Source organism: Streptomyces sp. NPDC107546, from assembly GCF_055639175.1.
In genome coordinates this window covers 70,763-95,244 of the sequence record NZ_JBVKBA010000012.1, presented here as the reverse complement: position 1 = coordinate 95,244, position 24,482 = coordinate 70,763, and the positions used below count along the sequence as shown (strand labels likewise).

At 71.0% G+C, this 24,482-nt stretch carries 20 protein-coding genes and 1 pseudogene; 4 read left to right on the top strand and 17 right to left on the bottom strand.

Annotated features, from left to right (window positions below):
• Positions 1–7 precede the first annotated feature (7 nt).
• From rplS to ACZ7L1_RS19505, 7 genes and pseudogenes are all read right to left on the bottom strand, one after another.
• On the bottom strand, positions 8–358 hold the full coding sequence (rplS, locus tag ACZ7L1_RS19535; RefSeq protein WP_388570548.1) for a 50S ribosomal protein L19: 351 nt from the start codon (positions 356–358) through the stop codon (positions 8–10).
• 137 nt (positions 359–495) lie between these two features.
• Positions 496–1,329, bottom strand: coding sequence for a tRNA (guanosine(37)-N1)-methyltransferase TrmD (gene trmD / locus ACZ7L1_RS19530; RefSeq protein WP_471438658.1), 834 nt, complete (start codon positions 1,327–1,329; stop codon positions 496–498).
• Positions 1,329–1,871: a ribosome maturation factor RimM gene (gene rimM / locus ACZ7L1_RS19525; RefSeq protein ID WP_471438656.1), complete on the bottom strand. Its 543-nt coding sequence runs from the start codon at positions 1,869–1,871 to the stop codon at positions 1,329–1,331. Before rimM ends, trmD begins: the two co-directional genes overlap by 1 nt.
• Before the next feature lie 81 nt (positions 1,872–1,952).
• A complete protein-coding gene (locus ACZ7L1_RS19520; protein WP_471438654.1) occupies positions 1,953–2,192 on the bottom strand; it encodes an RNA-binding protein in 240 nt (79 codons plus the stop codon).
• 2 nt (positions 2,193–2,194) lie between these two features.
• Entirely contained in the window at positions 2,195–2,623 is a 429-nt protein-coding gene (gene rpsP / locus ACZ7L1_RS19515; RefSeq protein WP_471438652.1) for a 30S ribosomal protein S16, read from the bottom strand.
• Positions 2,624–2,927: 304 nt separating this feature from the next.
• Positions 2,928–3,524 carry a hypothetical protein gene (locus ACZ7L1_RS19510; protein WP_200422616.1) on the bottom strand — a complete coding sequence of 199 codons (597 nt, stop codon included), beginning with the start codon at positions 3,522–3,524 and terminating at the stop codon, positions 2,928–2,930.
• Positions 3,525–3,784: 260 nt separating this feature from the next.
• Positions 3,785–4,261, bottom strand: a pseudogene (locus ACZ7L1_RS19505) (His/Gly/Thr/Pro-type tRNA ligase C-terminal domain-containing protein); the annotation flags it as partial.
• 222 nt (positions 4,262–4,483) lie between these two features.
• Here ACZ7L1_RS19505 and ACZ7L1_RS19500 point away from each other — a divergent pair.
• Positions 4,484–5,344: an SAM-dependent methyltransferase gene (locus tag ACZ7L1_RS19500; RefSeq protein ID WP_471438651.1), complete on the top strand. Its 861-nt coding sequence runs from the start codon at positions 4,484–4,486 to the stop codon at positions 5,342–5,344.
• Positions 5,345–5,443: 99 nt separating this feature from the next.
• Here the strand turns inward: ACZ7L1_RS19500 and ffh are convergent, their stop codons facing one another.
• The 5 genes from ffh to nsdA all read right to left on the bottom strand — a co-directional run bounded on the left by ffh (position 5,444) and on the right by nsdA (position 13,153).
• Positions 5,444–6,994, bottom strand: a complete 1,551-nt coding sequence (gene ffh, locus ACZ7L1_RS19495) for a signal recognition particle protein (protein WP_471438649.1) — start codon at positions 6,992–6,994, stop codon at positions 5,444–5,446.
• A gap of 88 nt (positions 6,995–7,082) precedes the next feature.
• On the bottom strand, positions 7,083–9,527 hold the full coding sequence (locus tag ACZ7L1_RS19490) for a [protein-PII] uridylyltransferase (RefSeq protein ID WP_471438647.1): 2,445 nt from the start codon (positions 9,525–9,527) through the stop codon (positions 7,083–7,085).
• A gap of 25 nt (positions 9,528–9,552) precedes the next feature.
• On the bottom strand, positions 9,553–9,891 hold the full coding sequence (locus tag ACZ7L1_RS19485; protein WP_103839971.1) for a P-II family nitrogen regulator: 339 nt from the start codon (positions 9,889–9,891) through the stop codon (positions 9,553–9,555).
• Complete coding sequence (locus tag ACZ7L1_RS19480) at positions 9,888–11,228, bottom strand: ammonium transporter (RefSeq protein ID WP_471438646.1); 1,341 nt, start codon at positions 11,226–11,228, stop codon at positions 9,888–9,890. The genes ACZ7L1_RS19485 and ACZ7L1_RS19480 overlap by 4 nt, the downstream gene beginning before the upstream one ends.
• Positions 11,229–11,674: 446 nt before the next feature.
• A complete protein-coding gene (gene nsdA, locus ACZ7L1_RS19475) occupies positions 11,675–13,153 on the bottom strand; it encodes a transcriptional repressor NsdA (protein ID WP_471438645.1) in 1,479 nt (492 codons plus the stop codon).
• 448 nt (positions 13,154–13,601) lie between these two features.
• On the opposite strand from nsdA, the gene ACZ7L1_RS19470 reads away from it, so the two are divergent.
• The gene (locus ACZ7L1_RS19470) at positions 13,602–14,264 is read left to right on the top strand and encodes a bifunctional DNA primase/polymerase (protein WP_471438643.1); all 663 of its coding nucleotides are present in this window, start codon (positions 13,602–13,604) and stop codon (positions 14,262–14,264) included.
• 319 nt (positions 14,265–14,583) lie between these two features.
• On the opposite strand, the gene ftsY is transcribed toward ACZ7L1_RS19470, so the two are convergent.
• Complete coding sequence (ftsY, locus tag ACZ7L1_RS19465) at positions 14,584–15,786, bottom strand: signal recognition particle-docking protein FtsY (RefSeq protein WP_471438641.1); 1,203 nt, start codon at positions 15,784–15,786, stop codon at positions 14,584–14,586.
• 136 nt (positions 15,787–15,922) lie between these two features.
• Between ftsY and ACZ7L1_RS19460 the strand changes: the two genes are divergently transcribed.
• Positions 15,923–16,900 carry an LLM class flavin-dependent oxidoreductase gene (locus ACZ7L1_RS19460; RefSeq protein ID WP_471438640.1) on the top strand — a complete coding sequence of 326 codons (978 nt, stop codon included), beginning with the start codon at positions 15,923–15,925 and terminating at the stop codon, positions 16,898–16,900.
• Between the two features lie 135 nt (positions 16,901–17,035).
• Here the strand turns inward: ACZ7L1_RS19460 and ACZ7L1_RS19455 are convergent, their stop codons facing one another.
• The 4 genes from ACZ7L1_RS19455 to ACZ7L1_RS19440 all read right to left on the bottom strand — a co-directional run bounded on the left by ACZ7L1_RS19455 (position 17,036) and on the right by ACZ7L1_RS19440 (position 23,375).
• Positions 17,036–18,454: a sugar porter family MFS transporter gene (locus ACZ7L1_RS19455; RefSeq protein ID WP_471438638.1), complete on the bottom strand. Its 1,419-nt coding sequence runs from the start codon at positions 18,452–18,454 to the stop codon at positions 17,036–17,038.
• A gap of 261 nt (positions 18,455–18,715) precedes the next feature.
• Positions 18,716–22,279 carry a chromosome segregation protein SMC gene (gene smc, locus ACZ7L1_RS19450; RefSeq protein ID WP_471438636.1) on the bottom strand — a complete coding sequence of 1,188 codons (3,564 nt, stop codon included), beginning with the start codon at positions 22,277–22,279 and terminating at the stop codon, positions 18,716–18,718.
• A gap of 230 nt (positions 22,280–22,509) precedes the next feature.
• Positions 22,510–22,713, bottom strand: a complete 204-nt coding sequence (locus tag ACZ7L1_RS19445) for a hypothetical protein (RefSeq protein WP_471438634.1) — start codon at positions 22,711–22,713, stop codon at positions 22,510–22,512.
• A 380-nt stretch (positions 22,714–23,093) separates the two neighbouring features.
• Positions 23,094–23,375, bottom strand: coding sequence for an acylphosphatase (locus tag ACZ7L1_RS19440; protein WP_471438633.1), 282 nt, complete (start codon positions 23,373–23,375; stop codon positions 23,094–23,096).
• A 139-nt stretch (positions 23,376–23,514) separates the two neighbouring features.
• On the opposite strand from ACZ7L1_RS19440, the gene ACZ7L1_RS19435 reads away from it, so the two are divergent.
• Entirely contained in the window at positions 23,515–24,480 is a 966-nt protein-coding gene (locus ACZ7L1_RS19435) for a CAP domain-containing protein (protein WP_471438632.1), read from the top strand.
• Positions 24,481–24,482: the final 2 nt, after the last annotated feature.

The following is a 24,482-nucleotide window of genomic DNA, read 5'->3' as shown; positions in this document are numbered from 1 at the left end:
CAGGCGCTCAGTTCTCGCGCTTCTCCTTGATCTTCGCGGCCTTGCCGCGCAGGTCGCGCAGGTAGTACAGCTTGGCGCGACGGACGTCACCCTTGGTGACGAGCTCGATCTTCTCGACGATCGGGGTGTGCACCGGGAAGGTGCGCTCGACGCCGACGGAGAAGGAGACCTTGCGGACCGTGAAGGTCTCGCGCACACCGGAGCCCTGGCGGCGGATCACGACGCCCTTGAACTGCTGCACACGAGAGCGGTTGCCCTCAATGACGCGGACGTGGACGTTGACCGTGTCACCGGGACGGAAGGCCGGGATGTCGGAGCGCAGCGACGCGGCGTCGACGGAGTCGAGCAGGTGAGACATTTCGTCTGCTTTCTTCGCCGATGCCACAGGTCATCGGCGGTACGTAGTTTTTCGGTAAGTGAGTGGTGGCCGACGTCGGGGCGGGCGTCGTGTCCCCCTGTGGCAGGGGCGCACGCCGGACGGCGGGCAACAGCGCACTATTCTTCCATGCCGTCCGGCCTGCGCCAAAATCGGCCGTAGGGTTTGCCGTCCGGGTCCGGCGCCCAGCCCAGGATGGAGAGCATCTCGCGGTCCTTCTTGTCGAAGGCGGCGGGGTCGCAGCGCTCGATCAGGTCGGGCCGGTTGGCCGTCGTGCGCTTCAGGGCCTCGTCGCGGCGCCAGCGGGCGATCTTCCCGTGATGGCCGCTGAGCAGCATCTCGGGGATGCCCCGGCCGCGCCAGGCGGGCGGCTTGGTGTAGACGGGGCCTTCGAGGAGGTTGGCCATCGCGCCGGGCGCGAAGGAGTCGTCCCGGTGGGACTCGGCGTTGCCGAGGACGCCGGGCAGTAGCCGGGCCACCGCCTCGGTGATGACGAGGACGGCCGCCTCGCCGCCGGCCAGGACGTAGTCGCCGATGGACACCTCGTACACCGGCATCCGGGTGGCGTACTCGTCGACGACGCGACGGTCGATGCCCTCGTAGCGGGCGGGAGTGAAGATCAGCCACGGGCGCTCGGAGAGTTCGACGGCGAGCTTCTGGGTGAAGGGGCGCCCACTGGGGGTCGGCACGATCAGCGCGGGCTCGTGGGAGCCGGTCTCGTAGCCGTCGGCGAGTATCTCGTCCAGGGCATCGCCCCAGGGCTCGGTCTTCATCACCATGCCGGGGCCGCCACCGTACGGCGTGTCGTCGACGGTGTTGTGCCGGTCGTACGTCCAGGACCGCAGGTCGTGCACATGGACGTCGAGCTGTCCACGCGCGCGTGCCTTGCCGACGAGGGAGACGTTCAGCGGTTCCAGGTACTCGGGGAAGATCGTGACGACGTCGAGCCGCATTACGCCTCTTCTCGGGAGGACACGATCTCGGCCCTGTCGTCGATCAGTCCCGGCGGCGGATCGATGATCGCCCGCTGCTCCTCGAGGTCGATCTCGGTGACGATCTCCGACACGAACGGGATGAGCACCTCGGTCCCGTCCGGACGCTCGACCACGAACAGGTCCTGCGTGGGCAGGTGCGAGATCTCGGTGATGCGGCCGACCTCGACGCCGTCCTCGGTGACCACGTCCAGGTCGATGAGCTGGTGGTCGTAGTACTCGTCCTCGCCCTCGGGCAGTTCGTCGGGGTCGACCTCGGCGATCAGCAGGGTGTTGCGCAGCGCCTCCGCGGCGTTGCGGTCCCTCACTCCCTCGAAACGCAGGAGCAGGCGGCCGCTGTGGACCCGGCCCGTCTCGATGGTCAGCGGTCCGGCCGAGGCGGGGTCGGTGGCCAGTACGGCGCCGGGTGCGAGCCTGAGTTCCGGCTCATCGGTACGGACCTCCACGGTGACCTCGCCCCTGACCCCGTGGGCGCGGCCGATCCGTGCGACTACCAGCTGCACTGTGCTTGATCTCCTGTCATACGACTACGGGCCGGGGACGGCCCAGTGGCCCTCCCCGGCCCGAGCCGGTGCTGCGTTGGTTCAGCGAACGGAGTCCACGTCGACGAGGTCGACCCGGACGCCGCGGCCGCCGATGGCGCCCACGACGGTGCGCAGAGCACGTGCGGTGCGGCCGTTGCGGCCGATCACCTTGCCGAGGTCGTCGGGGTGGACCCGAACCTCGAGCACACGCCCGCGACGCAGGTTGCGCGAGGCCACCTGCACATCGTCAGGGTTGTCGACGATGCCCCTCACGAGGTGCTCGAGAGCCTCCTCGAGCATGCTCAGGCCTCGGTCGACTCAGACGCAGAGGACTCGGCCGGGGCCTCGTCCTTCTTCTCGACCTTCTTCTTCTGGGTGATCGCCTCGCCCTTGCCCTCGTCCTCGCCGCTGACGGCCTCGAACGACGGACGCGCGGCCTTGGTCTCCGGCTGCAGCAGCGGTGCCGGGGCGGGCTCGCCCTTGAACTTCTGCCAGTCGCCGGTCTTCTTGAGGATGGCGAGCACGGGCTCGGTCGGCTGGGCGCCGACACCGAGCCAGTACGCCGCGCGCTCGGCGTCGACCTCGATCACCGACGGGTTGTACGTCGGGTGGTACTTGCCGATCTCCTCGATCGCCCGGCCATCACGGCGGGTGCGGGAGTCGGCGACGACGATGCGGTAGTGAGGCGAACGGATCTTGCCCAGACGCTTCAGCTTGATCTTGACTGCCACGGGAGTGGGTTCTCCTGGATTTGACGTGGTTGGGCACGGCGAAGTGGCCGCGTGGGGTTGCGGTACCCGAGTGCCCGATGGACGCGTCAGCCGGAGGAGAGAGGGGTCCTGTGCGGCTGTCGAGTACAGCTAGCCATTGTGCCATACCCAGCGGGTCGCTCATGGCCGAGGGGGCGGTGTGCACGCGTGCGGACATGCCGAAGAGGCACCCGGCGCCGGGGTCCCCCGGGCGTTGGTCACGCCACCCGGCGCTCACGGATGCCTGCGGGCAAGTGAGGTACGGCCGCCACGAGCAGCCGTCGGCTCAGCTTGCCGCCGCTCCCACCGGCTCCGGGATGCGGAACGGTTTCCCGCAGCCGCCGCACACGATCGGGGCCTGGGCCAGGACGGAGGGCACCACCCGCACATTGCGGCCGCAGTCGCAGACCGCCTTGACACGGACTCCGCCTCCGGAGGAACCGTGGCGGGCGGCCGGGCCCCGGAACGTGCGGGCCGTGTCGGCGGCCGTCGCCTGCGAGTGGGCCTTGAGCGCGCGCTGGAGCCGCTCGATGGTCGGGCGGTAGCGCCGCTTCGCCTCGGGGTTGAGCGTGACCAGGGAGAAGCCGCTGCTCGGGTGCGGCTCCTCGGGGTGGTCCAGGCCCAGCTCCTCGGCGATCGCGAGGAATCTGCGGTTGTGGTAGCGGCCGGCACGGGAGGTGTCGCGTACTCCACGCGCGGCGGCGATGCCGTGGACTGCCTCATGCAGCAGTCGTTCGAAGGAGAGTTCGTGCCCGCAGGCGGACGACGACTCTCCGATCAGTGACTCGGGCGCGGCAAGATCGGGCAGCTCGGGGTGGTACCGCTGAATGTCGGCCCACGCCTGCGCCAGCTCTGCGGCGAGAACAGGTGGTGTCGTGCTCACGTAATGACAACGAGCCTGAGGCCCCCCGTGTTCCTATTCCGGGGCATCCCAAATAATTTGCACGTACCCGTCAGTTGCCGCTGATGCGTCCTGACGAGGGCGGGTGCGCCGAACTGCGGAGAAGTCTCACAGCCCATCCCAAGGTGGTGCGTAGCGACGCCTACGGCCCGGCGCGTAGAGGAACTCCGCACGCCGGCGCTGCTGTGGTCCTCGGATGCGCAAGAGGCGTTTCGGCCGCTCTTGGCCCACCGACCGGTATCTCAGTAAGCGCGCGCCACGACGGCGACGTTACCGGGTGCGTCGTCGGCGTCGGGAACCGACCCGTCCTCGGCGACCAGACACCGCACGGTCACCGCGTGCTCGGCCAGCCCCGCCTCGCCGTCCTCGCCGAGCACGGCCCACGGGATGCGCGCCCAGCCGCCCGCCGTGGCCGCCTCGACGGCCTCCTCGATCGTGGACACGTCCGCCGTGCGGGACTCTCGGCACTCGCGCGACTGCTCCACCAGCAGCGCCTGGTCCTCCTCGAGGACCGGGGGCAGCATCCCGGCGAGCGCGTCGGCCGGGACCGGCTTCTTGCCTCCCGGGATGCGGCGGACCAGCATCGCGGTGCCGCTCTCCAGGTCACGGGGTCCGATCTCGACGCGTACGGGTACGCCCTTGAACTCCCAGTCGACGGCTCGGCGGCCGAAGGGGATGTCGGTGCGGTCGTCGACGTGGACGCGCAGGCCCGCCCGCCGCTCTCAGTCGGTCGCCGGTCTCGCATTTCCCGCCCGGGGGCGGACCAGGGGCGCGCGGACGGCGCACACCGAGTACCCCACGACCCCTGGACGCCACGACGGGCGCGGAGTTTCCTGGCATACGGAGGCCATACGGGGGCCACGGGGGCCGAGTGCGAGGGCACGTCACGGGGGACGGCATCGTCAGACAGCGGCAACTCACGGCGGATTGGGGCGCTTTCGATGACACCTACGCCCGTGCGGCAGCACCTTTCCCACGCGGGCGCGGTTCCTCGCGTGGACCGGGGTGCACGCGCGCGTGACTGGGCGGAGATCCAGGAGCGGATGCTGGTGCCGCTCTACGAGGCCGTCTACGAGCGGCTGGAAGTGGGTTCCGGGACGCGGCTGCTGGGGCTCGGATGCGGTACGGGACTGGCCCTGCTGATGGCCGCCTCCCGGGGCGCGTCGGTCACCGGCGTGGACTGCGGGGCGTGCGAACGGCTGGCGCTCGCGCGCGAGCGGCTGGGGCCCGCGCCGTGGGGCACGCGCGCGTGTGCCGGTGCCCGGATCGTGGCGGGCTCGCCACGGGACGCGGCGCCCGCACCCGATGGGCCGACGTACAACCTGGTGACCGCGTTCGAGCCGATCGGCTGTGTGGCCGGTGACGCCGAGACCCTTGAGGAGCAGTTGGTGGCGGCGGCGCCGTTCACGGAGCACGGGGCGCCCGTGGTGCTCGCCGGATGGGGTCCGCCGGAGCGGTGCAGCACCGCGTCCGTCCTGCGGGTCGCCGCCAAACTGGCCGATCCGGATCGTGACGGGGGCGGTTGGCGGCCGGCCCGGCGCGACGACCTGGAGGAGGCCGCGCAGCGCTGCGGGCTCAGGCCGGACGGGTCGGGACGGGTCGCCTGTCCCTTCGGCTATGCCGACATGGACAGCGCGCTGCGGGGGATGCTGTCGACGGGGTTGTTCGACGCGGCGATCGACGCGACGGACCAGGAGCAGGTCGACAAGGAGCTGGCGGAGGCGCTGCATCCGCACCGGCGTGCGGACGGCACGGTATGGATGCCGAACGTCTTCCGCTACCTGATCGCCCGCATCCCCTAGTGCTGTGGCCGGAAAGGTTCACCGGCCACAGCACTGGACGACGCCGGGGGCGCCCCTCCTCGAAGGGGCGCCCCCGGCGTCGTACGCGTCGAACGCGGGTCAGCCCATGAACTTCTTGAACTCGTCCGGCAGCTCGAACTCCTGGCCGCTCTGCTGCGGCAGGCCGAAGGCGCCCCCGCTCTGCGCCGCGGCGGCGCGGCGTGCGGCCTCCTCCTGTTCCTGCTGCTTGCGCTTCATCGGGTTGCCGGAGCGCTGCTTGCCCTTGGCCTTCTTCTGCTGCTTCTTGGCGCGGCCGGGGCCGCCGCCCATGCCCGGGATCCCCGGCATGCCGGGCATACCGCCGCCCTGGGCCATGCGGGACATCATCTTGCGGGCCTCGAAGAACCGCTCGACGAGGTTCTTCACCGCGCTGACCTCGACACCGGAACCCTTGGCGATACGGGCGCGGCGCGAGCCGTTGATGATCGTCGGATCCTGGCGCTCGCCCGGCGTCATCGACTTGATGATCGCGGCGGTGCGGTCGACGTCCCGCTCGTCGATGTTCTGGATCTGGTCCTTGATCTGGCCCATGCCCGGGAGCATGCCGAGCAGCTTGGAGATGGAGCCCATCTTCCTGACCTGCTCCATCTGGGCCAGGAAGTCGTCGAGGGTGAAGTCCTGGCCCTTCTTGGACGCCAGCTTGGAGGCCATCTTCTCGGCCTCTTCCTGGCTGAACGTCTTCTCCGCCTGCTCGATCAGGGTGAGCAGGTCACCCATGTCGAGGATGCGGGAGGCCATCCGGTCCGGGTGGAAGGCGTCGAAGTCGTCGAGCTTCTCACCGTTCGACGCGAACATGATCGGCTTGCCGGTGATCTGGCGGATCGACAGGGCCGCACCACCACGGGCGTCACCGTCGAGCTTGGAGAGCACCACACCGTCGAAGCCGACGCCGTCGCGGAAGGCCTCCGCGGTGTTCACGGCGTCCTGACCGATCATGGCGTCGACGACGAACAGGATCTCGTCCGGCGAGACCGCGTCCCGGATGTCCGCGGCCTGCTGCATCATCTCCTGGTCGATGCCAAGGCGGCCCGCGGTGTCCACGATCACGATGTCGTGGACCTTCTGCTTGGCGTGGTCGATGGAGTCCTTGGCGACCTTGACCGGGTCGCCGACGCCGTTGCCCGGCTCCGGTGCGTAGACGGCGACGCCGGCGCGCTCGGCGACGACGCTGAGCTGGTTGACCGCGTTCGGGCGCTGGAGGTCGGCGGCGACCAGGAGCGGGGAGTGCCCCTGCTCCTTGAGCCACTTGCCGAGCTTGCCCGCGAGCGTGGTCTTACCGGCGCCCTGCAGACCCGCGAGCATGATCACGGTCGGGGGCTGCTTGGCGAAGCGCAGACGGCGGGTCTCGCCGCCGAGGATGGTGACCAGCTCGTCGTTGACGATCTTGAGGACCTGCTGGGCCGGGTTCAGGGCCCGGGAGACCTCGGCGCCGAGGGCGCGCTCCTTGACGTTCTTGATGAAGGAGCGGACCACGGGCAGGGCCACGTCGGCTTCGAGGAGCGCGATGCGGATCTCACGCGCCGTGGCGTCGATGTCCGCCTCGGAGAGCCTGCCTTTTCCGCGGAGGCTTTTGAAAGTCGCGCTAAGGCGGTCGGAGAGCGTGTCGAACACGGCGGCGTCGGTCCTCGGGGTCGGGGTCGTCTTGGGCTGCCCTCCAGGGTATCCGGCCGCGCGGGGAAAACGTCCCCGCCCGCCGGGGTCAGCCCCGCAGCGTCTCCTCCAGGGCCCGTGCCACCGACACCGCGTCCTGCGTCGGCAACGGCGCGCCCGTGCCCGTCGTCACGTAGAAGGCGTCCACGGCGTTGGCCCCCAGCGTGGAGACGTGGGCGCTGCGCACCCGCACCCCCGCCTTCTCCAGGGCCCGCCCGATCCGGAACAGCAGCCCCGGTGCGTCCTGGGCACGGACCTCGATCACCGTGGCGTGGCTGGAGGCCGCGGGGGCGACCGTCACGCGCGGCGGCGGGGGCACCACGCCCCGGCGGCGCGGGTAGGCCGCGTCGCGTTCCGCGAGGCGGGCAGAGATGTCCAGGGAGCCGTCCAGGGCCCGTACGAGGTCGGCGCGCAGCCGGGCCGCCTGGGGCAGGGAGCCGTACTCCGCCGCGACCCGCCAGTCGAGCAGCAGCACCGAGCCGTCCATGCCGTCCGGCAGGTCCAGGGCGCGCAGCTCGGCGGTGCGGACGGTGAGGCGGTGCATGGCGAGCACCCCGGACACGGCGGGCAGCACGCCCGGCTGGTCCGGTACGGCGATGAGGAGTTCCACGCCGAGGGGTTCGGGTTCGCCGGACGGTTCCTCGGCGGGTGGCTCGGTCTGTGCGCGCAGCGCCAGGACCGGGCCGCCGGTGCGGTACGCCTCGACGGCGAGCCGTTCCTGCTCGGCGGTGGGCGTGGCGGCCTCGGGGTCGGCGGGCTCGTCGCCGGCCAGCACCGCGGAGACCCGTTTCACCAGGTCGGTCACGAGCGCGCTGCGCCAGGTCGACCAGGCCGCGGGCCCGGTGGCGAGCGCGTCGGCCTCGGTGAGGGCGTGCAGCAGTTCCAGGGTGCTCTGCGAGCCGACGGCCTCGGCGACCGAACTGACGGTGGCCGGGTCCTCCAGGTCGCGCCGGGTCGCGGTCTCGACGAGGAGCAGGTGGTGGCGTACGAGGGTGGCGAGGACGGCGACGTCGTCGCGGTCGAAGCCGATGCGTCCGGCCACGTCACGCGCGATGATCTCGCCGGCGAGGGAGTGGTCGCCGGGCCAGCCCTTGCCGATGTCGTGCAGGAGCGCGGCGACCAGGAGGAGGTCGGGGCGGCCCACGCGGCGCGTCAGCTCGGAGGCGCGTACGGCCGTCTCGATCAGGTGCCGGTCGACGGTCCACAGGTGCACGGCGTTGCGTTGCGGGCGGCAGCGCACCCGCTCCCAGTCGGGAAGCAGGCTGGTGATCAGGCCCTCGGCCTCCAGGGCCTCCCAGACCTCGACGGTCGGGCGGCCGGAGCCCAGCAGGGTGACGAGCTGCTCGCGCGCCTCGGCGGGCCACGGCGTGGGCAGGGGACGCACGGAGCCGGCCATGCGCCGCACGGCGTGCAGGGAGAGCGGAAGGCCCGCCTGGGCGGCGGCAGCGGCGGCGCGCAGCGGGAGCACGGGGTCGCGTTCGGGGCGTGCGGCGCGCGCGAGGACGACTTCACCGTCCTGCTCCACCACGCCCTCGGCCAGGGGGGACCGCTCGGCGACCGGCTTGCCGCCGCCCAGCATGGCGCGCAGCCTCGGCCGCACGGCGCGCGAACGCAGCACACGCCCCACTTCGCGCCAGGTGACGTCGCTCGCGTACGAGATGACGCGCGCCGCCTCGTACACCTGCCGCAGCAGCGTGTCGGCGTCCAACAGGCCCAGCTCGGTGGCGACCTGGTCCTGCTCCTGCAGCGCCAGCCGGTCGGTGGCGCGCCCGGTGGTCAGATGCAGCGCGTCGCGTACGTCGAGGAGCCTGCGCCGGGCGTCGGCCAGTCCCTCGCGCGGGGCGTCCGCGAGCCAGGAGGCGGCGACCGCACGCAGGGCCGTTGCGTCGCGCAGCCCGCCCCGGGCCTCCTTGAGGTCCGGTTCCAGCAGGTACTGCAGCTCACCCTGCCGCTCGGCCCGCTCGGCGCACAGCTGCTGGAGTTCGGGGAGACGTTTCGGCGCCTGGTTGCGCCAGTCGGCCAGCACGGCCGTCCTCAGGCCGGCGGTGAGCCCGAGGTCGCCCGCCAGGTGCCGGGCGTCCAGGAGGCCGAGCTGCACCTTGAGGTCCTCGCCGGCGGTCTTGCGGGCCTCCGCCGGAGTGCGCACGGAGTGGTCGAGGGCCAGACCGAGGTCCCACACGGGGTACCAGATGCGGTCGGCGAGGGCCGCGACCGCCTTGCCGTCGCTCCCGTCGTGCAGCAGGAGCAGGTCGAGGTCGCTGCGCGGGGACAGCTCGCCGCGGCCGTACCCGCCGACGGCGACCAGGGACACGCCCCGCACTCCCTCGGCGCCGGCGGCGAACAGCTCCGCGAGCCAGCCGTCCGTCAGGTCGGACAGGGCGGCACGGCGCGGCGGCCCGGACTGCGCCCCCTCCGTGAGGAGGCGCAGCCGGGCCGCCGCGTAGCCGCTGGGTCCCGAGCCCTCTGCTTCCGTACGTACGTCCGTACTCGTCACCCAGCGACTCCTGTTCCGTGCGTGTCTAGAGCGCGTCGGGTCCGCGCTCGCCGGTCCGGACCCGTACGGCCGTCTCGACCGGGATGGACCAGACCTTGCCGTCACCGATCTTGCCGGTGCGGGCCGCCTTGACGATGACCTCGATGAGCTGTTCGGCGTCGTCGTCCTCGGCCAGCACCTCGATACGGATCTTGGGTACCAGGTCGACCGTGTACTCGGCGCCACGGTAGACCTCGGTGTGTCCCCGCTGCCGACCGTAGCCGCTCGCTTCCGTGACCGTCAGGCCATGGACCCCGAAGGCCTGCAGGGCCTCCTTGATCTCGTCGAGCCGGTGCGGCTTGACGACGGCGGTGATGAGCCTCATGCGTCCACCTTCCTGGTCTCCGTGGCGGCCAGGGCCGAGGCGACGGTCCCGATGACACCGCCACCCGCGCCGCTGAAGTCGTATGCGGTCTCGGCGTGCTCGGCCTGGTCGATGCCCGAGACCTCCTCGTCCTCGGTGACCCGCATACCGATCGTCTTGTCGAGGAGGAAGGCGAGAACCGCGGAGACGACCAGGGAGTAGGCGAGGACCGCGCCGACACCGGCGCACTGCTTCCACAGCTGGGTGAAGCTGTGGTCCCCGTAGAAGACGCCCGTGGCGGTGGACTGGCCCTTGCCGGTGGCGAAGAAGCCGATCAGCAGGGAGCCGATGATGCCGCCGACCATGTGGACGCCGACGACATCGAGGGAGTCGTCGTAGCCGAACTTGAACTTCAGGCCCACGGCCGCGGCGCAGGCGGCACCGGCGATGGCACCGACGGCGATCGCGCCGAGCGGGGAGACCGCACCACCGGACGGGGTGATCGCGACCAGACCGGCGACCGCGCCGGAGGCGGCTCCCAGCGTGGTGAACGCGCCGTGGCGGATCTTCTCGTAGGCGAGCCAGGCCAGCATGGCGGCGGCCGTCGCGACCTGCGTGTTGACGAACATCAGCGCGCCGACGCCGTCGTCGTTGCCGAGCCAGGAGCCCGCGTTGAAGCCGAACCAGCCGAACCACAGCAGACCCGCGCCGAGCATGACCAGCGGAAGGCTGTGCGGACGCATCGGGTCCCTCTTGAAGCCGACGCGCTTGCCGATGACGAGGATCACGCCGAGCGCGGCCGCACCGGCGTTGATGTGGACCGCGGTACCACCGGCGAAGTCGATCACACCGAGCTTGAAGGCCCAGCCGTCGGAGCCCCAGACCCAGTGGGCGACCGGGACGTAGACGATCGTGAGCCACAGCGCGATGAAGAGCGACCAGGCCGAGAACTTCACACGGTCCGCGAGGGCGCCGCTTATCAGGGCCGGCGTGATGATCGCGAACATCATCTGGAAGACCATGAACACGAAGATCGGGATCGTGTAGCCGGGCCAGAGCTCCGTCAGACCGATCTTGCGGAGGCCGAACCAGTCCGAGTCCCAGCCGATGAAGCTGTTGTTCGTGCCGAAGGCGAGGGAGAAGCCGTAGAGCACCCACAGAATGGTGACGATGCCCATGCTGATGAAGCTCATCATCAGCATGTTCAGGGTGCTCTTGACGCGGACCATGCCTCCGTAGAAGAAGGCCAGGCCCGGGGTCATGATCAGCACCAGGGCGGAAGCGATGAGCATGAAACCTGTGTTGGCGGACGACAGCTTGGGTGCGTCCGCCGCAAGCATGATGGCGGCTGGTGCCATCGGCGTCTCCTCGTCGGTTGGTACGGCCCCGTGCGGGCGAAGCCGGAGAGCGGTCCGGTCATGAGGGCGTGGGGGTTATGGGCCACGAGATTGACGCAGCGCCGTTTCGGTGGAAGCCCCTCGATGTTTCACCGCAGTGACGAAGGCGCCCGGCGCGTTACGCGTTGATGAACTGCCGGATGTCGGTCCCGCTGATCGTTATCGTGGCGCAACCTTCGATGGTGGGCAGCACGACCATCGGCGGAATCACACAGCAACCATCAATTGATCAACCCCCACGGCGAGCAACCACCTCCGCGAGAGCGGCGCCGGTCTGGGCGCAAAAGACAGTCCGGCCGCGGCGGCCATCCGGTGACCTGGCATGGGGGGAGCCGAGTCGGGCGGTTCGGGATGGCGGCCGCGGCCGGAGTCCTCGGGGCCCTTGGCCCCTGGTGCCCTGGGAGGGTTCAGACCGCTTCGGCGGTCTCGGGCAGGTGGGTGGCGAGGTGGTCGGTGAGTTCGACGATCTCCGTGAGATCACCGAAATCGCGTACAGCCGTGTCGACGGTTTTTCGAATACGAGTGTTGACACGTTCCGAGCGCACCTTTTTGGCGACCTCCAGGGCCCGCTTGGTGAGCACCGCGCTCTGCTCGGGTTCGCGCTGGAGGAGATGCACGGTGGCCATGCCGATCAGATTGAGCGCGTACGACCGCTGATGCTCGGTGTCATCGGCGAACCGGTCGACGGCCTTCCGCATCAGGGGTTCGGCCAGGGAGGCGTAGGTGGGGCTGCGGCCCGCGACATAGGCGAGGTCACGGAAGGAGTGGGAGTTCTCCGCGTACAACTCGGCCTCGGAGAAGAAGCGGATCCAGTCGGGATCCGGCTCGTCCCAGTCCTCGGCGTCGGCGAAGGTGTCCTCGGCCATCCGGACGGCACGCTTGCACCTGCCGGGCTGCCCCATGTTGGCGTAGGAGCGTGCCTCCATCGCATACAGCATCGCCTGGGTGCGCGGGCCCGCGCAGTCACGGCTGCCGTACTGGGCGAGGTGGATGAGCTCCAGGGCGTCCTCGGGCCGGCCCAGGTGGATCATCTGGCGGCTCATGCTGGAGAGGACGTACGAGCCGAGCGGCTTGTCGCCCGCCTCCTTGGCGGCGTGCAGGGCGAGCACGAAGTACTTCTGCGCGGTGGGCTGCAGTCCGACGTCGTAGCTCATCCAGCCGGCCAGTTCGGCCAGCTCGGCGGCGACCTTGAACAGGCGCTTGGCGGTGGCCTCGGGCTGCGGTTCCTGCAGCAGGTCGGTGACCTCGTGCAGCTGGCCGACGACCGCCTTGCGGCGCAGTCCGCCGCCGCACTGGGCGTCCCACTTGCGGAACATCACGGTGGTGGCCTCGAGGAGGTCCAGCTCGGGCTGGGAGAGCCGGCCGCGGGCGCGCCCGGACGGCGAGGAGGGCGGGGTGCTCTCGCGCGGGGAGGCGGGGCTCGGCACCAGCCAGCGCTGCACGGGCTCGATGAGGGACGGGCCCGCGGACAGGACCAGCGAGGTTCCGAGGAAGCCGCGCCGCGCCAGCATCAGGTCGCTGCGCGAGAACTCGCTGATCATGGCCACGGTCTGCGGGCCCGTCCAGGGCAGGTCGATCCCGGACACCGAGGGTGACTGGTGGGCGGGGCGCAGTCCGAGGTCCTCGACGGCGACGACACAGCCGAAGCGCTCGGAGAACAACTCCGACAGGATCCGCGGGATCGGCTCGCGCGGGTTCTCCCCGTCGAGCCAGCGGCGCACCCGGGAGGTGTCCGTGGAGATGTGGTTCGCTCCCAACTGGCGTGCCCGGCGGTTCACTTGACGCGCCAGCTCGCCCTTCGACCAGCCGCTGCGCACGAACCACGAGGTGAGCAGCTCGTTGGGGCGCTTGTCAGCGTTCGTTGCGCTTCCGTCACTGCCGCCCACTGGAACGCCCCCATCCCTCAGACCACTTGTCGCCGTGCGCGCCAAGCACTACCAGAATGCCGCTGCCCACGGTCCCGCGTCCGGCGGTTCTCACCGGTCGGACGGGAACCGACTTGCCTCCGGCATACCCACGAGCGCATGCGTTTCCAGAAACCGTGCACTCAAAGTAGTCCTACGGTCACCCGTCCAGCCATGGCGTACACAGAAACGCCACCATTCGCCACCCCTTCGAATGAACCAAGGGCGGGCCCCGCACGATTCACTTGACACATGACAGCCGGAATCGGGTGGAGGCGTGCACTCGCCGGCGCGCACGGACCGCACACCACCCTGGGATGCAACCGGGCGCTCCCCGGAACCCCGTGGAGACGACCGACGAGTGGGAACTCAGAGTCACGTTCCGCTCTCATGGCGTAACCACCGGCGCGCTGGACCCGTTGGAGGGGGCATGGGCTTCACGATCGGCGGCACGCGGGGCATTCGCGACATCCGCTCCGGTGCGAGGCGCCGGGGCCGCTCGTCGGAGTGCACGGCCGTGGCCGAGTACACCGGGCTGTGGGGCTGGGACGTGGTGCCCGGCGCACGGGCGGTCGCCGGGCGGTGCTCCTGCGGCAAGGCGGACTGTGGCGCGCCCGGCGCGCACCCACTGGACTTCGCGCCCGTCGTGGGCGCCGGCGCGACACTCGACGAGGTGACCGAGGCCTGGGCCGAGGTGCCGGGCGCCGCGGTGATGCTGCCGGTCGGCCGGGCGTTCGACGTGATCGAGGTCGCCGAGTCGGCGGGGCGGCGCGCCCTGGTCCGGCTGGAGCGCATGGGCCTGCCGCTCGGCCCCGTGACGGCGACGCCGGAGGGCCGAGCGCACTTCTTCGTCGCCCCGGGGTCCGCCGCCGAGCTGCCCGACCTGCTGTACCGGATGGCGTGGGACGACACCGCCCTCGACCTGCACGCCCTGGGCCCCGGCGTGTACATCACGGCCCCGCCCTCGGACCGCGGCGGCCTCGGCCCGGTCCGCTGGCTCCGCTCCCCCGCCCTGGATTCGGCGACGAGACCCCCGGCGGCGCGCCTGCTGATCGGCACGCTGGCGTATGTGGCGCATCGCTCACGCGTCTAGTGCTGTGGCCGGAAAGGTCTGCCGGACAGCTCGCGGCGTCCGGTGCGGTGCATCGCACGGCGGAGCGTCGCCCGCGTACCGGATGTACTCGGGCGATGCGACAACGCGGCGAGGTGCCGTGCCGGGCGTCGCGAGCCGGTGAACCTTTCCGGCCACAGCACCAGGTCGGCCGATTCGAGCGGGGCTGGCTCCACCGACACGGGGAAACCGTTACGGACAAGAGGGGCTCCACCCAAACGGAAGGGCCCCGTTCCAGCTGCACCATGGAACGGGGCCCTTCTTCCGTACGGTCACGCACGCACCGCGTGCGTCGGCGCGCTCAGTCCCCGATAAGCGCATCCACGAACGCTTCCGGCTCGAACGGCGCCAGGTCGTCGGCACCCTCGCCGAGGCCGACCAGCTTCACCGGTACGCCCAGCTCCCGCTGGACCGCCACCACGATGCCGCCCTTGGCCGTGCCGTCGAGCTTGGTGAGCACGATGCCGGTGATGTCCACGACCTCGGCGAAGACGCGGGCCTGGACGAGACCGTTCTGCCCGGTCGTGGCGTCCAGGACGAGCAGCACCTCGTCGAGCGGGGCGTGCTTCTCGACGACGCGCTTGACCTTGCCCAGCTCGTCCATGAGGCCGGTCTTGGTGTGCAGGCGGCCGGCGGTGTCGATGAGCACGACGTCGTAGCCCATCTCCTTGCCTTCCTTCACCGCGTCGAAGGCCACGGAGGCCGGGTCGCCGCCCTCCGGCCCGCGCACGGTGTAGGCGCCGACCCGCTCGCCCCAGGTCTGCAGCTGGTCGGCGGCGGCGGCGCGGAAGGTGTCGGCGGCGCCGAGGACGACGGTGCGACCGTCGGCCACCAGGACCCGGGCCAGCTTGCCGGTGGTGGTGGTCTTGCCGGTGCCGTTGACGCCCACGACCATCACGATGCCGGGCTTGCTGGACTCGGGCTCGGTGCGGACGGTGCGGTCCATGTCCGTGCCGACCAGCGTGAGCAGCTCCTCGCGCAGCAGACCGCGCAGCTCCTGGGGCGTGCGGGTGCCGAGCACCTTCACGCGCTCACGCAGCCGCTCGACCAGCTCCTGGGTGGGCTGCACGCCGACGTCGGCGGTGAGCAGTGTGTCCTCGATCTCCTCCCAGGTCTCGTCGTCGAGGTGTTCCCGGGACAGGAGGGTGAGGAGTCCCTTGCCGAGCGCGTTCTGCGAACGGGACAGACGGGCGCGCAGGCGGATCAGGCGGCCGGCGGTGGGCTCGGGGATCTCGATCGGGGGCGCCTCGACGACGGGCGGCTCCTCGACGGCGACGGGAGCCCCACCGCCCGGAAGATCCACCTCCTCTATCGTCCGGCGCTCCTCGTCGCGCGGCGTCTCGGCCTCGTCGCCGACGTGCGGCTCGGCCGGAGGGGCGGTGATGTCGGGCGTCGTAGGGGGCGGCGGGGGCAGCGGCTTGCGGCGCCGGCTGCCGACGATGAGCCCGCCGAGCGCGCCGAGCACGACCACGGCGATGACTACAGCAAGGATGACGGTTTCCATAACGGGTCCAGTATGCGCGACCGGGCACCGCCCCGTTCGGCGGCGGCTCCGGGGCCGCACACCCCTGGTCGTCTGACGCTCCCTCAGCTAACGTCCCCCCGCGCACCCGTCCGGCGAAGGCGAAGGGGGCCCTGTCATGGCCGTCACGGTCGTACGGTTCAACCTCGTCGAGCCCGGGGCGACCCCGGCCTCGCTGGGTGCCCGATACCGGGCCGCGGTGGAGATGGCCGCGTACGCCGACGACCGGGGGATCACCACCGTGCAGACGGAGGAGCACCACGGGGCGGTGAACAACTGGCTGCCGTCGCCGTTCGTCTTCGCCGGTGCCGTGCTCGGCGCGACCCGGCGGCTCGCGGTCACCGTCTCGGCGGTGATCGGGCCGCTGCACGACCCGCTGCGGCTCGCCGAGGACATCGCCGTCCTGGACCTGGTCAGCGGCGGCCGGCTGGTGACCGTCGCCGGGGTCGGCTACCGGCCCGAGGAGTACGCCTTCCTCGGTGTCGACTTCGAGCGGCGCGGAAGGCTCCAGGACGAGCTGCTGGAGACGGTGCTGAGGGCGTGGACCGGCGAGGAGTTCGCCTATCGGGGCCGTACCGTACGGGTCACCCCGCGCCCGTACACCCAGCCGCACCCCCTGTTACTGGTCGGCGGCTCCTCGAAGGCGGCCGCCCGCCGAGCCGCCCGGCTGGGCCTGCCGTTCTTCCCGAGCGCGCACCTGCCGGAGCTGGAGGCCTACTACAGGCAGCGGCTGGCGGAGTACGGCAGGGAGGGCTGGACGATGATGCCCGCCGAGAGGACGCCGCTGCTGCACCTCGCGGAGGATCCGGACCGGGCGTGGGCCAGGTACGGGAAGCACTTCCTGCACGAGGCGCGGACGTACGCGTCCTGGCAGTCCGGCGGCCGTGGCGTCCGCTCGGCGGTCAGGTCGGCGGCCGCGACGGTGGAGGAACTGCGGGCGGAGGGCGTGTACCGGATCGTGACACCCGAGGAGTGCCTGGGCCTGGGCCTGGACACCCACGTCCTGCATCCGCTGACCGGCGGCATGCCGGTGGACGAGGGCTGGCGCAGCCTGCATCTGTTCTGCGAGAGGGTGCTCCCCGGGCTGGAGAGCTGAGCCTCGTACACAGGAGGCCGGCAGAAGACCGCCGCCCGGCTCGGGCAGTGGCCGAGCCGGGCGGCGGCAGGGTCCGAGGAGAGGGGCAGCGGGGACTTGGCCCTTCTCCTCGAGTTTGAGGAGCCTTTGTCAGGCTCAGCCCATCTCCTCCAGCGCCTTGCCCTTCGTCTCCTTCACGAACTTCAGGACGAACGGGATGGAGAGCGCGGCGAAGACCGCGTAGATCACGTAGGTGCCGGACAGGTTCCAGTCGGCCAGCGAGGGGAAGCTCGCGGTGATGGCCCAGTTGGCGATCCACTGCGCGGCGGCGGCCACGCCCAGCGCGGCGGCGCGGATCCGGTTCGGGAACATCTCGCCGAGCATGACCCAGACGACCACGCCCCAGGACAGGGCGAAGAAGAGGACGAACACGTGGGCGGCGATCAGGGCGATCCAGCCCTGGGTGCTCGGCAGCTTGCCGTCGACCAGGTGGAACGAGAACGCCCAGGCCTCCAGTGCGAGGCCGACGGCCATGCCGATGGAGCCGATGAGCGCGAGCGGCTTGCGGCCGACGCGGTCCACGAAGATCATCGCGATCACGGTGCCGACGATGTTGATGATCGAGGTGGTGAAGGAGTAGAAGAACGAGTCCGTCGGGTCGACGCCGACCGACTGCCACAGCGTCGAGGAGTAGTAGAACGCGACGTTGATGCCGACGAACTGCTGGAAGACCGACAGGCCGATGCCGATCCAGACGATCGGCTTGAAGAAGAAGCCGCCGCCGAGCAGGTCCTTGAAGCTGGACCTGTGCTCGCTCTTCATGGCGTGCTCGATCTCGGTGACGCGGGCGTCGAGGTCCGTGCCCTGGCCCTCGACCTCGGCGAGGATCTCCCGGGCGCGCTCACGCTTGCCGACGGAGATCAGGAAGCGGGGGGACTCGGGGATGGCGAAGGAGAGCAGGCCGTACAGGACGGCCGGGACGACCATGACGCCGAGCATGACCTGCCATGCCTCCAGGCCCATCAGCTTGCCGCGCTGGTCGCCGCCGGCGGCGTTGAGCAGGCCCCAGTTGACCAGCTGGGAGATGGCGATGCCGACGACGATCGCGGCCTGCTGGAAGGAACCGAGCCGGCCGCGGTAGGCCGGCGGGGCGACCTCGGCGATGTAGGCGGGGCCGATCACGGAGGCCATGCCGATGGCGAAGCCGCCGATGACGCGCCAGAGGGCGAAGTCCCACAGCGCGAAAGGCAGAGCGGAGCCGACCGAGCTGACGACGAAGAGAACCGCCGCGATCTGCATCACCCGGATGCGGCCGAGGCGGTCGGCTATGCGCCCGGCGGTGGCGGCGCCGACGGCACAGCCGATCAGGGCGATGGCGATGACCTGGGCCAGCGCTGCGGAGCCGATGTCGTAGCGGTCCCGGATGGCCTCGACGGCGCCGTTGATCACGGAGCTGTCGTAGCCGAAGAGGAAGCCGCCCATCGCGGCGGCCGCCGCGATGAAGATGACGTGCCCGAGATGATCGGGGTGAGCCGTACCGGCTCCTGTCCTGGATGCCTGCGCTGTGCTGGTCAACGTGTACTCCTCGGGCCACCGGCAACGCTGCCGGGGGTGGGCTGGGCCCTTTCGGGTATGGGTGGCGTGTCAAGTACCCGGGGAGCACTCGTTAACGCCGCTCATATCTGAAGGTAAAAGCAACGTTGCAGAGACTATGCCTTCAAGTATCGAAGTCAATACCGGGCCCCTGTGACCTTCGAGGCATGCGAACGAGTGGTTATGTTCAAGTGTTGAAGATGTGAAAACATGCAGCTAGCAACTGGTGTAGAGAGCAGTCGCCTAGCGGAGCCGCTGCGAGATGACTTTCGACACACCGTCGCCCTGCATGGAGACGCCGTACAGCGCGTCGGCGACCTCCATCGTCCGCTTCTGGTGCGTGATCACGATGAGCTGCGAGGCCTCCTGCAGCTCCTGCATGATGCGGATCAACCGCTGCAGGTTCGTGTCGTCGAGCGCCGCCTCGACCTCGTCCATCACGTAGAACGGGCTGGGCCGGGCCTTGAAGATCGACACCAGCAGGGCGACGGCCGTCAGTGACCGCTCGCCGCCGGAGAGCAGGGAGAGCCGCTTGACCTTCTTGCCCGGAGGCCGCGCCTCGACGTCCACGCCCGTGGTGAGCATGTTGTCCGGGTCGGTCAGGACCAGGCGGCCCTCGCCGCCGGGGAACAGCCTGCTGAAGACGCCCTCGAACTCGCGGGCCGTGTCCCGATAGGCTTCGGTGAACACCTGCTCGACGCGCTCATCGACCTCCTTCACCACCTGAAGCAGGTCGGCGCGGGTCTTCTTCAGGTCGTCGAGCTGCTCACTGAGGAACTTGTGGCGCTCCTCCAGCGCGGCGAACTCCTCCAGGGCGAGCGGGTTGACCTTGCCGAGCTGCTGATAGGCGCGTTCGGCGGCCTTGAGCCGCTTCTCCTGCTCGGCGCGCACGAAGGGGCGGGGCTGGTTGCGCGGATGCTCAGGGTCCTCGGGCAGCTGTTCGCCCTCGGCGGGCGGGGACGGCGGTACGAGCTGGTCGGGGCCGTACTCGGCGACCAGGACCGTCGGCTCGAGGCCCAGCTCCTCCAGCGCCCTGGTCTCCAGCTGCTCTATGCGCAGCCGCTTCTCGGCGCCGAGCACCTCGCCGCGGTGGACGGAGTCGGTGAGCTTGTCCAGCTCGGCCTTGAGGTCGCGGCCGTGCGTGCGGGCCGCCGCCAGTTCCTCCTCCCGGCGTGCCTTGACCGCCTCGGCGGCGGCGCGCTCGGCCTCCGCCCGGCTCAGGGAGACCTCGACATGGGCGAGGAGCTGCCGGGCGCCGGAGGCGACGGCCTCGGCGACGGCCGCCTCGTGGCGCAGCCGGGCCCGCCGCTGCTCGGCACGCGCGCGCGCCTCACGTTCGGCGCGGGCGGCCCGGTCCAGGGAGTCGGCGCGTCCGGCCAGTCCCTTGACGCGTTCCTCGTGGGTGCGGACCTGGAGGCGGGCCTCCATCTCGGTCTGCCGCGCGTTGGCGCCGTCGGCGGCGAGGCGGTCACGTACGGAGGTGTCGGGCTCCTCCTCGACCGGCATCTCCTCGGCGACGGCGAGCCGCTCGGCGAGTTCCTCGACCTCCTGCAGGGCCTTGTCGAGCGCCTCCTGGGCGCGCGCGGCGGCGGCGACACTGCGCTCGGCCTCTCCGGCGGCCCCCCGCGCCTGCCCGGCGAGCCGGCCCAGCTGCTGGGCGACCTGGGACTTCTCCCGCTCGGCCGCCCGACGCCCCTCTCCCAGCTCCTCGACGAGCGCGGCACACTCCTTGCGGCGCTCCCCCGCGAGCCGCTGCGCCTCGGCCAACTCCTCGCACCGCGCGGCGAGTTCCTCCAGCTCGGCGGCGGCCTCGTCGACGGAGGCCTGAACCTCGAGCAGGCTGGGCGCCCCGGCGGACCCCCCGTGCGCGAAGTGCGCTGCGAGGAGATCGCCCTCGGCGGTGACTGCGGTCAGCTCGGGGCGCGCCCCGACCAGCTCCTCGGCGTCCTCGAGGGTGCCCACGACGACGATGCCGCGCAGCAGCCGACGTACGGCGGGCATCAGGTCGGCGGGGCCGCGGACGAGGTCGGCGGCGAAGGGATGCCCGTCGGCACCGCCGCTGTCGCGCACGCCCGCCGGCTCCTCAGGCGCCCCCGCCACCAGCAGCGCCGCCCGTCCCCCGTCCTGCTTGCGCAGCAGGCGAAGCGCGTCGGCCGCCGAGGCCGGGTCCGTCACCGCCAGGGCGTCCGCGGCCGTACCGAAGGCCGCCGCGAGGGCGGCCTCGTGGCCCGGGGTCACCGTCAGCAGTTTTGCTGCCGGACCGAGCAGGCCGGCCAGGCGGTCCTTCGCCTCCAACAGGGCGCCCGTGCCGTCCTTGCGGCGCAGGCCCATGGCCAGGGCCTCGTGGCGGGCCTGGGTGGCGGCGCGCCCTCGTTCGGCCGCCGTGACCGCATCGCGTGCGGCCGTGAGGGCGGCCTCCGCCTCGGCGAGCGCGGCCTTGGCCGTCTCGTGCCGTTCTGCGAGGTCCGCGTCGCCCGCGTCCAGCCCGTCGACCTCGGCCTTGAGGGTCTCGTACTCCTCCTGGGCGGCGACGGCGCGCTGCTGTGCCTCGTCGCGCGCGGCGGCCAGCCGGTCGATCTCGGCCTGGGCGGCGGCCGCGCGCGAACGGGCGGCGCCCACCTGCCCGCCCAGCCGGGCGAGCCCTTCACGCCGGTCCGCGATGGCGCGCGCCACGTCCTTCAGGCGCCGTTCCTCGAGCGCCAGTTCGCGCTCCAGCTCGGCCCGGTGCGCGACCGTGTCCTCCAGCGCGCGCTCGGCGGCCTCCAGGGCCGCCTCCAGCTCGGCCTCCTGCTCACGGATGCGGGCGGCCTCGCGCTCCATGTCCTCCGGATCGCGTCCGCGCCGCTCCTCCGGCGGCTGGGAGGTGGCGCTCTTGACCCGGGCGTCGGCCAGCGAGATGGTGCCGCGCACCCGCTCCGCGAGCTGTGACAGCTCGTACCAGGTCTGCTGGGCCCGTTGCAGACGCGGCGTCAGCCGGCGTACCTCGTCCTCCAGGAGCGCCTCACGCTGCAGTGCCCTCTTCAGCTCGGCCTCGGCGGTCTCCTTGCGTTCCTTGAGCGCGGCCTCGTCGGCGATCTCGGCCTTGAGGGCCTCCCGGAACCGTACGAGGTCGTCGGCCAGCAGGCGCAGTCGCGCATCGCGCAGGTCCGCCTGGATCACGGCCGCCCGGCGGGCCACCGCCGCCTGCCGACCCAGCGGTTTCAGCTGGCGGCGCAGCTCGTCGGTGAGGTCCTGGACGCGGGCGAGGTTCGCCTGCATGGCGTCCAGCTTCCTGAGCGCCTTCTCCTTGCGCTTGCGGTGCTTGAGGACGCCCGCGGCCTCCTCGATGAAGGCGCGGCGGCCCATGGGGTCGGCGTGCAGCACGGAGTCGAGCTGGCCCTGGCCCACGATCACGTGCATCTCGCGGCCGATGCCGGAGTCGGACAGGAGTTCCTGGATGTCGAGCAGGCGGCAGGTATCGCCGTTGATCTGGTACTCGCTGCCGCCGTTGCGGAACATGATCCGCGTGATGGTGACCTCGGAGTACTCGATCGGGAGGGCACCGTCGGAGTTGTCGATGGTCAGGGACACCTCGGCGCGGCCGAGCGGCGGGCGGCCGGTGGTGCCGGCGAAGATGACGTCCTCCATCTTGCCGCCGCGCAGCGACTTGGCTCCCTGCTCGCCCATGACCCAGCTGAGCGCGTCCACGACATTGGACTTGCCCGAGCCGTTCGGGCCGACGACGCACGTGATGCCCGGCTCGAACCGGAGCGTGGTCGCCGAGGCGAACGACTTGAAGCCGCGGAGGGTCAGGGCCTTGAGGTGCACGCCGCTGGACTCTACCGTCCGCCTCTGTCTCACTCCATGAACCCGCGGTTTCACCCCTGAACGGGCAGGGCACACCATCCGTTAAAGACAGCGAAGGGGTGCGCGGGGGCGCGGACGATCGCGGGGGGGCAAGAAAGAAGGGACGCCGAAGCGTCCCTTGCAACTCTGACAACTTCAGCGGTGGGTACGAGCAGCCCAACCACTGCTGGTGCCGTGGCGTGATGCAGTGATCAGGTGAGCGCAGGCTCCGCCTGGTGTGCGTCGACGCTCTCCATGAGCCTTTCGTGAGCGGCAGCCGTCGACAGCGCGTCGTTCTCCGCCTGGATCCGTACCAGCTCGGCTTCGAGTTCCTGGACGCGCTGCTGAAGCCGTCGCATCTCGGAGAGGAGTCGCGGGTCGGAGCCGCCGACGTAACCGAGAAGCGCCTTTGCCATGATGGATGGTCCTCCACACTGAGTGACCGACCGATGCGGTGTGGGTCGTGAGGGATTTTCGCACCCGCGGTGCCCGGCATGGTGAGTTCTACGCCGTTCTTCCATGCCAAACAGCTAAGGTGCGCGGGGCTTTCAGCGTCTCACCAAAAAGTTTGACGGTCAACACGATCACGCCCCGCGGTGGCGGGCAACCCGGGGGCGCGCGGCCCTGAGCGGGCGGCGTTGTGGCTCCTGCGGGTCCCTGCGGGCGTGGAGATCATCCTTCCCCGCGGAGCCTGCCACGGCAAGCCGGTTCTTGGCAACCACCAGCACCTTTCCGCTCGGGGCAGATGCCGGTGGCACGTCCCTGCCCTTCGCGGCGGGGGCCTTCGGTGTCCGGCTCAGCGGATCGCGAAGCCGTCGTAGCCGCCGCGGGGCGTGTCCCAAATCTCAGTGACTCCGTCCACATGCCCGGGTGTGTCGTTGCCCCGCAGCCACTCCAGCAGGCGCTCGCACCCCTTCCGGGGCCCCTCGGCGACCACCTGGACCCGTCCGTCGTCCAGATTCAGAGCAAAACCACTCAGGTCGCCGATCTCCAGCGCCTTGGCCCGGGTGAACCAGCGGAAACCCACCCCCTGGACACGTCCGCGCACCCACGCGACCAGCCGTGCGTCGTCGTTCATGGGTGCACGCTAACCGGCCAATGTCCCTCCCGGCACATCCGTCCCGTGCGCGATGCGGTACCGTCCCCACCCATAACTCTCACGTGAAACTCACACGATCGTGTGAGTTGCGCCGACCGCAAGACCAGGAAGGCCAGCAATGGGACGCCACCGACGCTCCGCCGCCGGACGCGCCGCCACGGGGGGCCGCGCCAAGAGGGTCACAGAGAGCTACGACACTCCGCCGGAGCGCTACGGCCCGGAGAACCTCTACGGCTTCGCCGTGGTCCTGGAGGCCGAGCGGCGCGCGACCCGCTCGCACCGCAGGAAGAAGGCCCCGACGCCGGTGCGCACTGGCCTGCTGGGCGTCTCCGCCGCCGTGGCGCTGGGCACCGTGGCGGTCGCCACCGGGGTACTGCCCGGCGGCAACCACTTCTCGGTGAGCGGTGACCCCGGTGATGTGCAGGCCGGCGGCACCACCCCGTCGGGCTTCGCCACCCAGCAGGGCGGCACGAGCGGCACCGCGGACTCCCGCGGGTCCTCGTCCACCAGCCGTGACGCCGACCGCTCGCCCACGCCGGCCGCGACCGCGACCCCCTCCACCCCCTCGGGGTCCTCGGCGGCGCCGACGGTCCAGCCCACCCGGACACCGTCCCCCACCGCGACGGACAGCACGGCGACGGCCGCGCCGCCGGCGCAGCAGCCCACGAAGACGCCGGTGACGATCCCGGCCCAGAAGGTGACCTCCGAGGCCGCCGCCGAGGCCGAGGTGATCAAGCTGGTCAACCGGGAGCGGGCCAAGGTGGGCTGCTCACCGGTGACCCCGAACGGCCCGCTGCGCAAGCTGGCGGAGGCGTTCAGCGAGGACATGGCCGCGCGGAACTTCTTCGACCACACCGACCCCGACGGCAAGGACCCGTGGCAGCGGGCGGCCGTGCTCGGCATAACGGACCTGGGCGGCGAGAACATAGCCCGCGGGCAGGCGACCCCGCAGGACGTCATGGACGCCTGGATGAACAGCCCCGGCCACCGGGCGAACATACTGAACTGCGACTTCACGACGCTGGGCGTCGGAGTGCACTTCGGCTCCGGCGGCCCCTGGTGGACGCAGGACTTCGGCTACTGAGA

Bases quoted from the DNA above. Each gene is read 5' to 3' on its own strand.
- ACZ7L1_RS19435 (WP_471438632.1), top strand. From the start codon at position 23,515: ATGGGACGCCACCGACGCTCCGCCGCCGGACGCGCCGCCACGGGGGGC.
- ftsY (WP_471438641.1), bottom strand. From the start codon at position 15,786: ATGGAAACCGTCATCCTTGCTGTAGTCATCGCCGTGGTCGTGCTCGGC.
- rplS (WP_388570548.1), bottom strand. From the start codon at position 358: ATGTCTCACCTGCTCGACTCCGTCGACGCCGCGTCGCTGCGCTCCGAC.
- ACZ7L1_RS19440 (WP_471438633.1), bottom strand. From the start codon at position 23,375: ATGAACGACGACGCACGGCTGGTCGCGTGGGTGCGCGGACGTGTCCAG.
- ACZ7L1_RS19485 (WP_103839971.1), bottom strand. From the start codon at position 9,891: ATGAGGCTCATCACCGCCGTCGTCAAGCCGCACCGGCTCGACGAGATC.
- trmD (WP_471438658.1), bottom strand. From the start codon at position 1,329: ATGCGGCTCGACGTCGTCACGATCTTCCCCGAGTACCTGGAACCGCTG.
- ACZ7L1_RS19480 (WP_471438646.1), bottom strand. From the start codon at position 11,228: ATGGCACCAGCCGCCATCATGCTTGCGGCGGACGCACCCAAGCTGTCG.
- ACZ7L1_RS19445 (WP_471438634.1), bottom strand. From the start codon at position 22,713: ATGGCAAAGGCGCTTCTCGGTTACGTCGGCGGCTCCGACCCGCGACTC.
- ACZ7L1_RS19470 (WP_471438643.1), top strand. From the start codon at position 13,602: ATGGGCTTCACGATCGGCGGCACGCGGGGCATTCGCGACATCCGCTCC.
- ACZ7L1_RS19460 (WP_471438640.1), top strand. From the start codon at position 15,923: ATGGCCGTCACGGTCGTACGGTTCAACCTCGTCGAGCCCGGGGCGACC.
- ACZ7L1_RS19500 (WP_471438651.1), top strand. From the start codon at position 4,484: ATGACACCTACGCCCGTGCGGCAGCACCTTTCCCACGCGGGCGCGGTT.
- ACZ7L1_RS19520 (WP_471438654.1), bottom strand. From the start codon at position 2,192: ATGCTCGAGGAGGCTCTCGAGCACCTCGTGAGGGGCATCGTCGACAAC.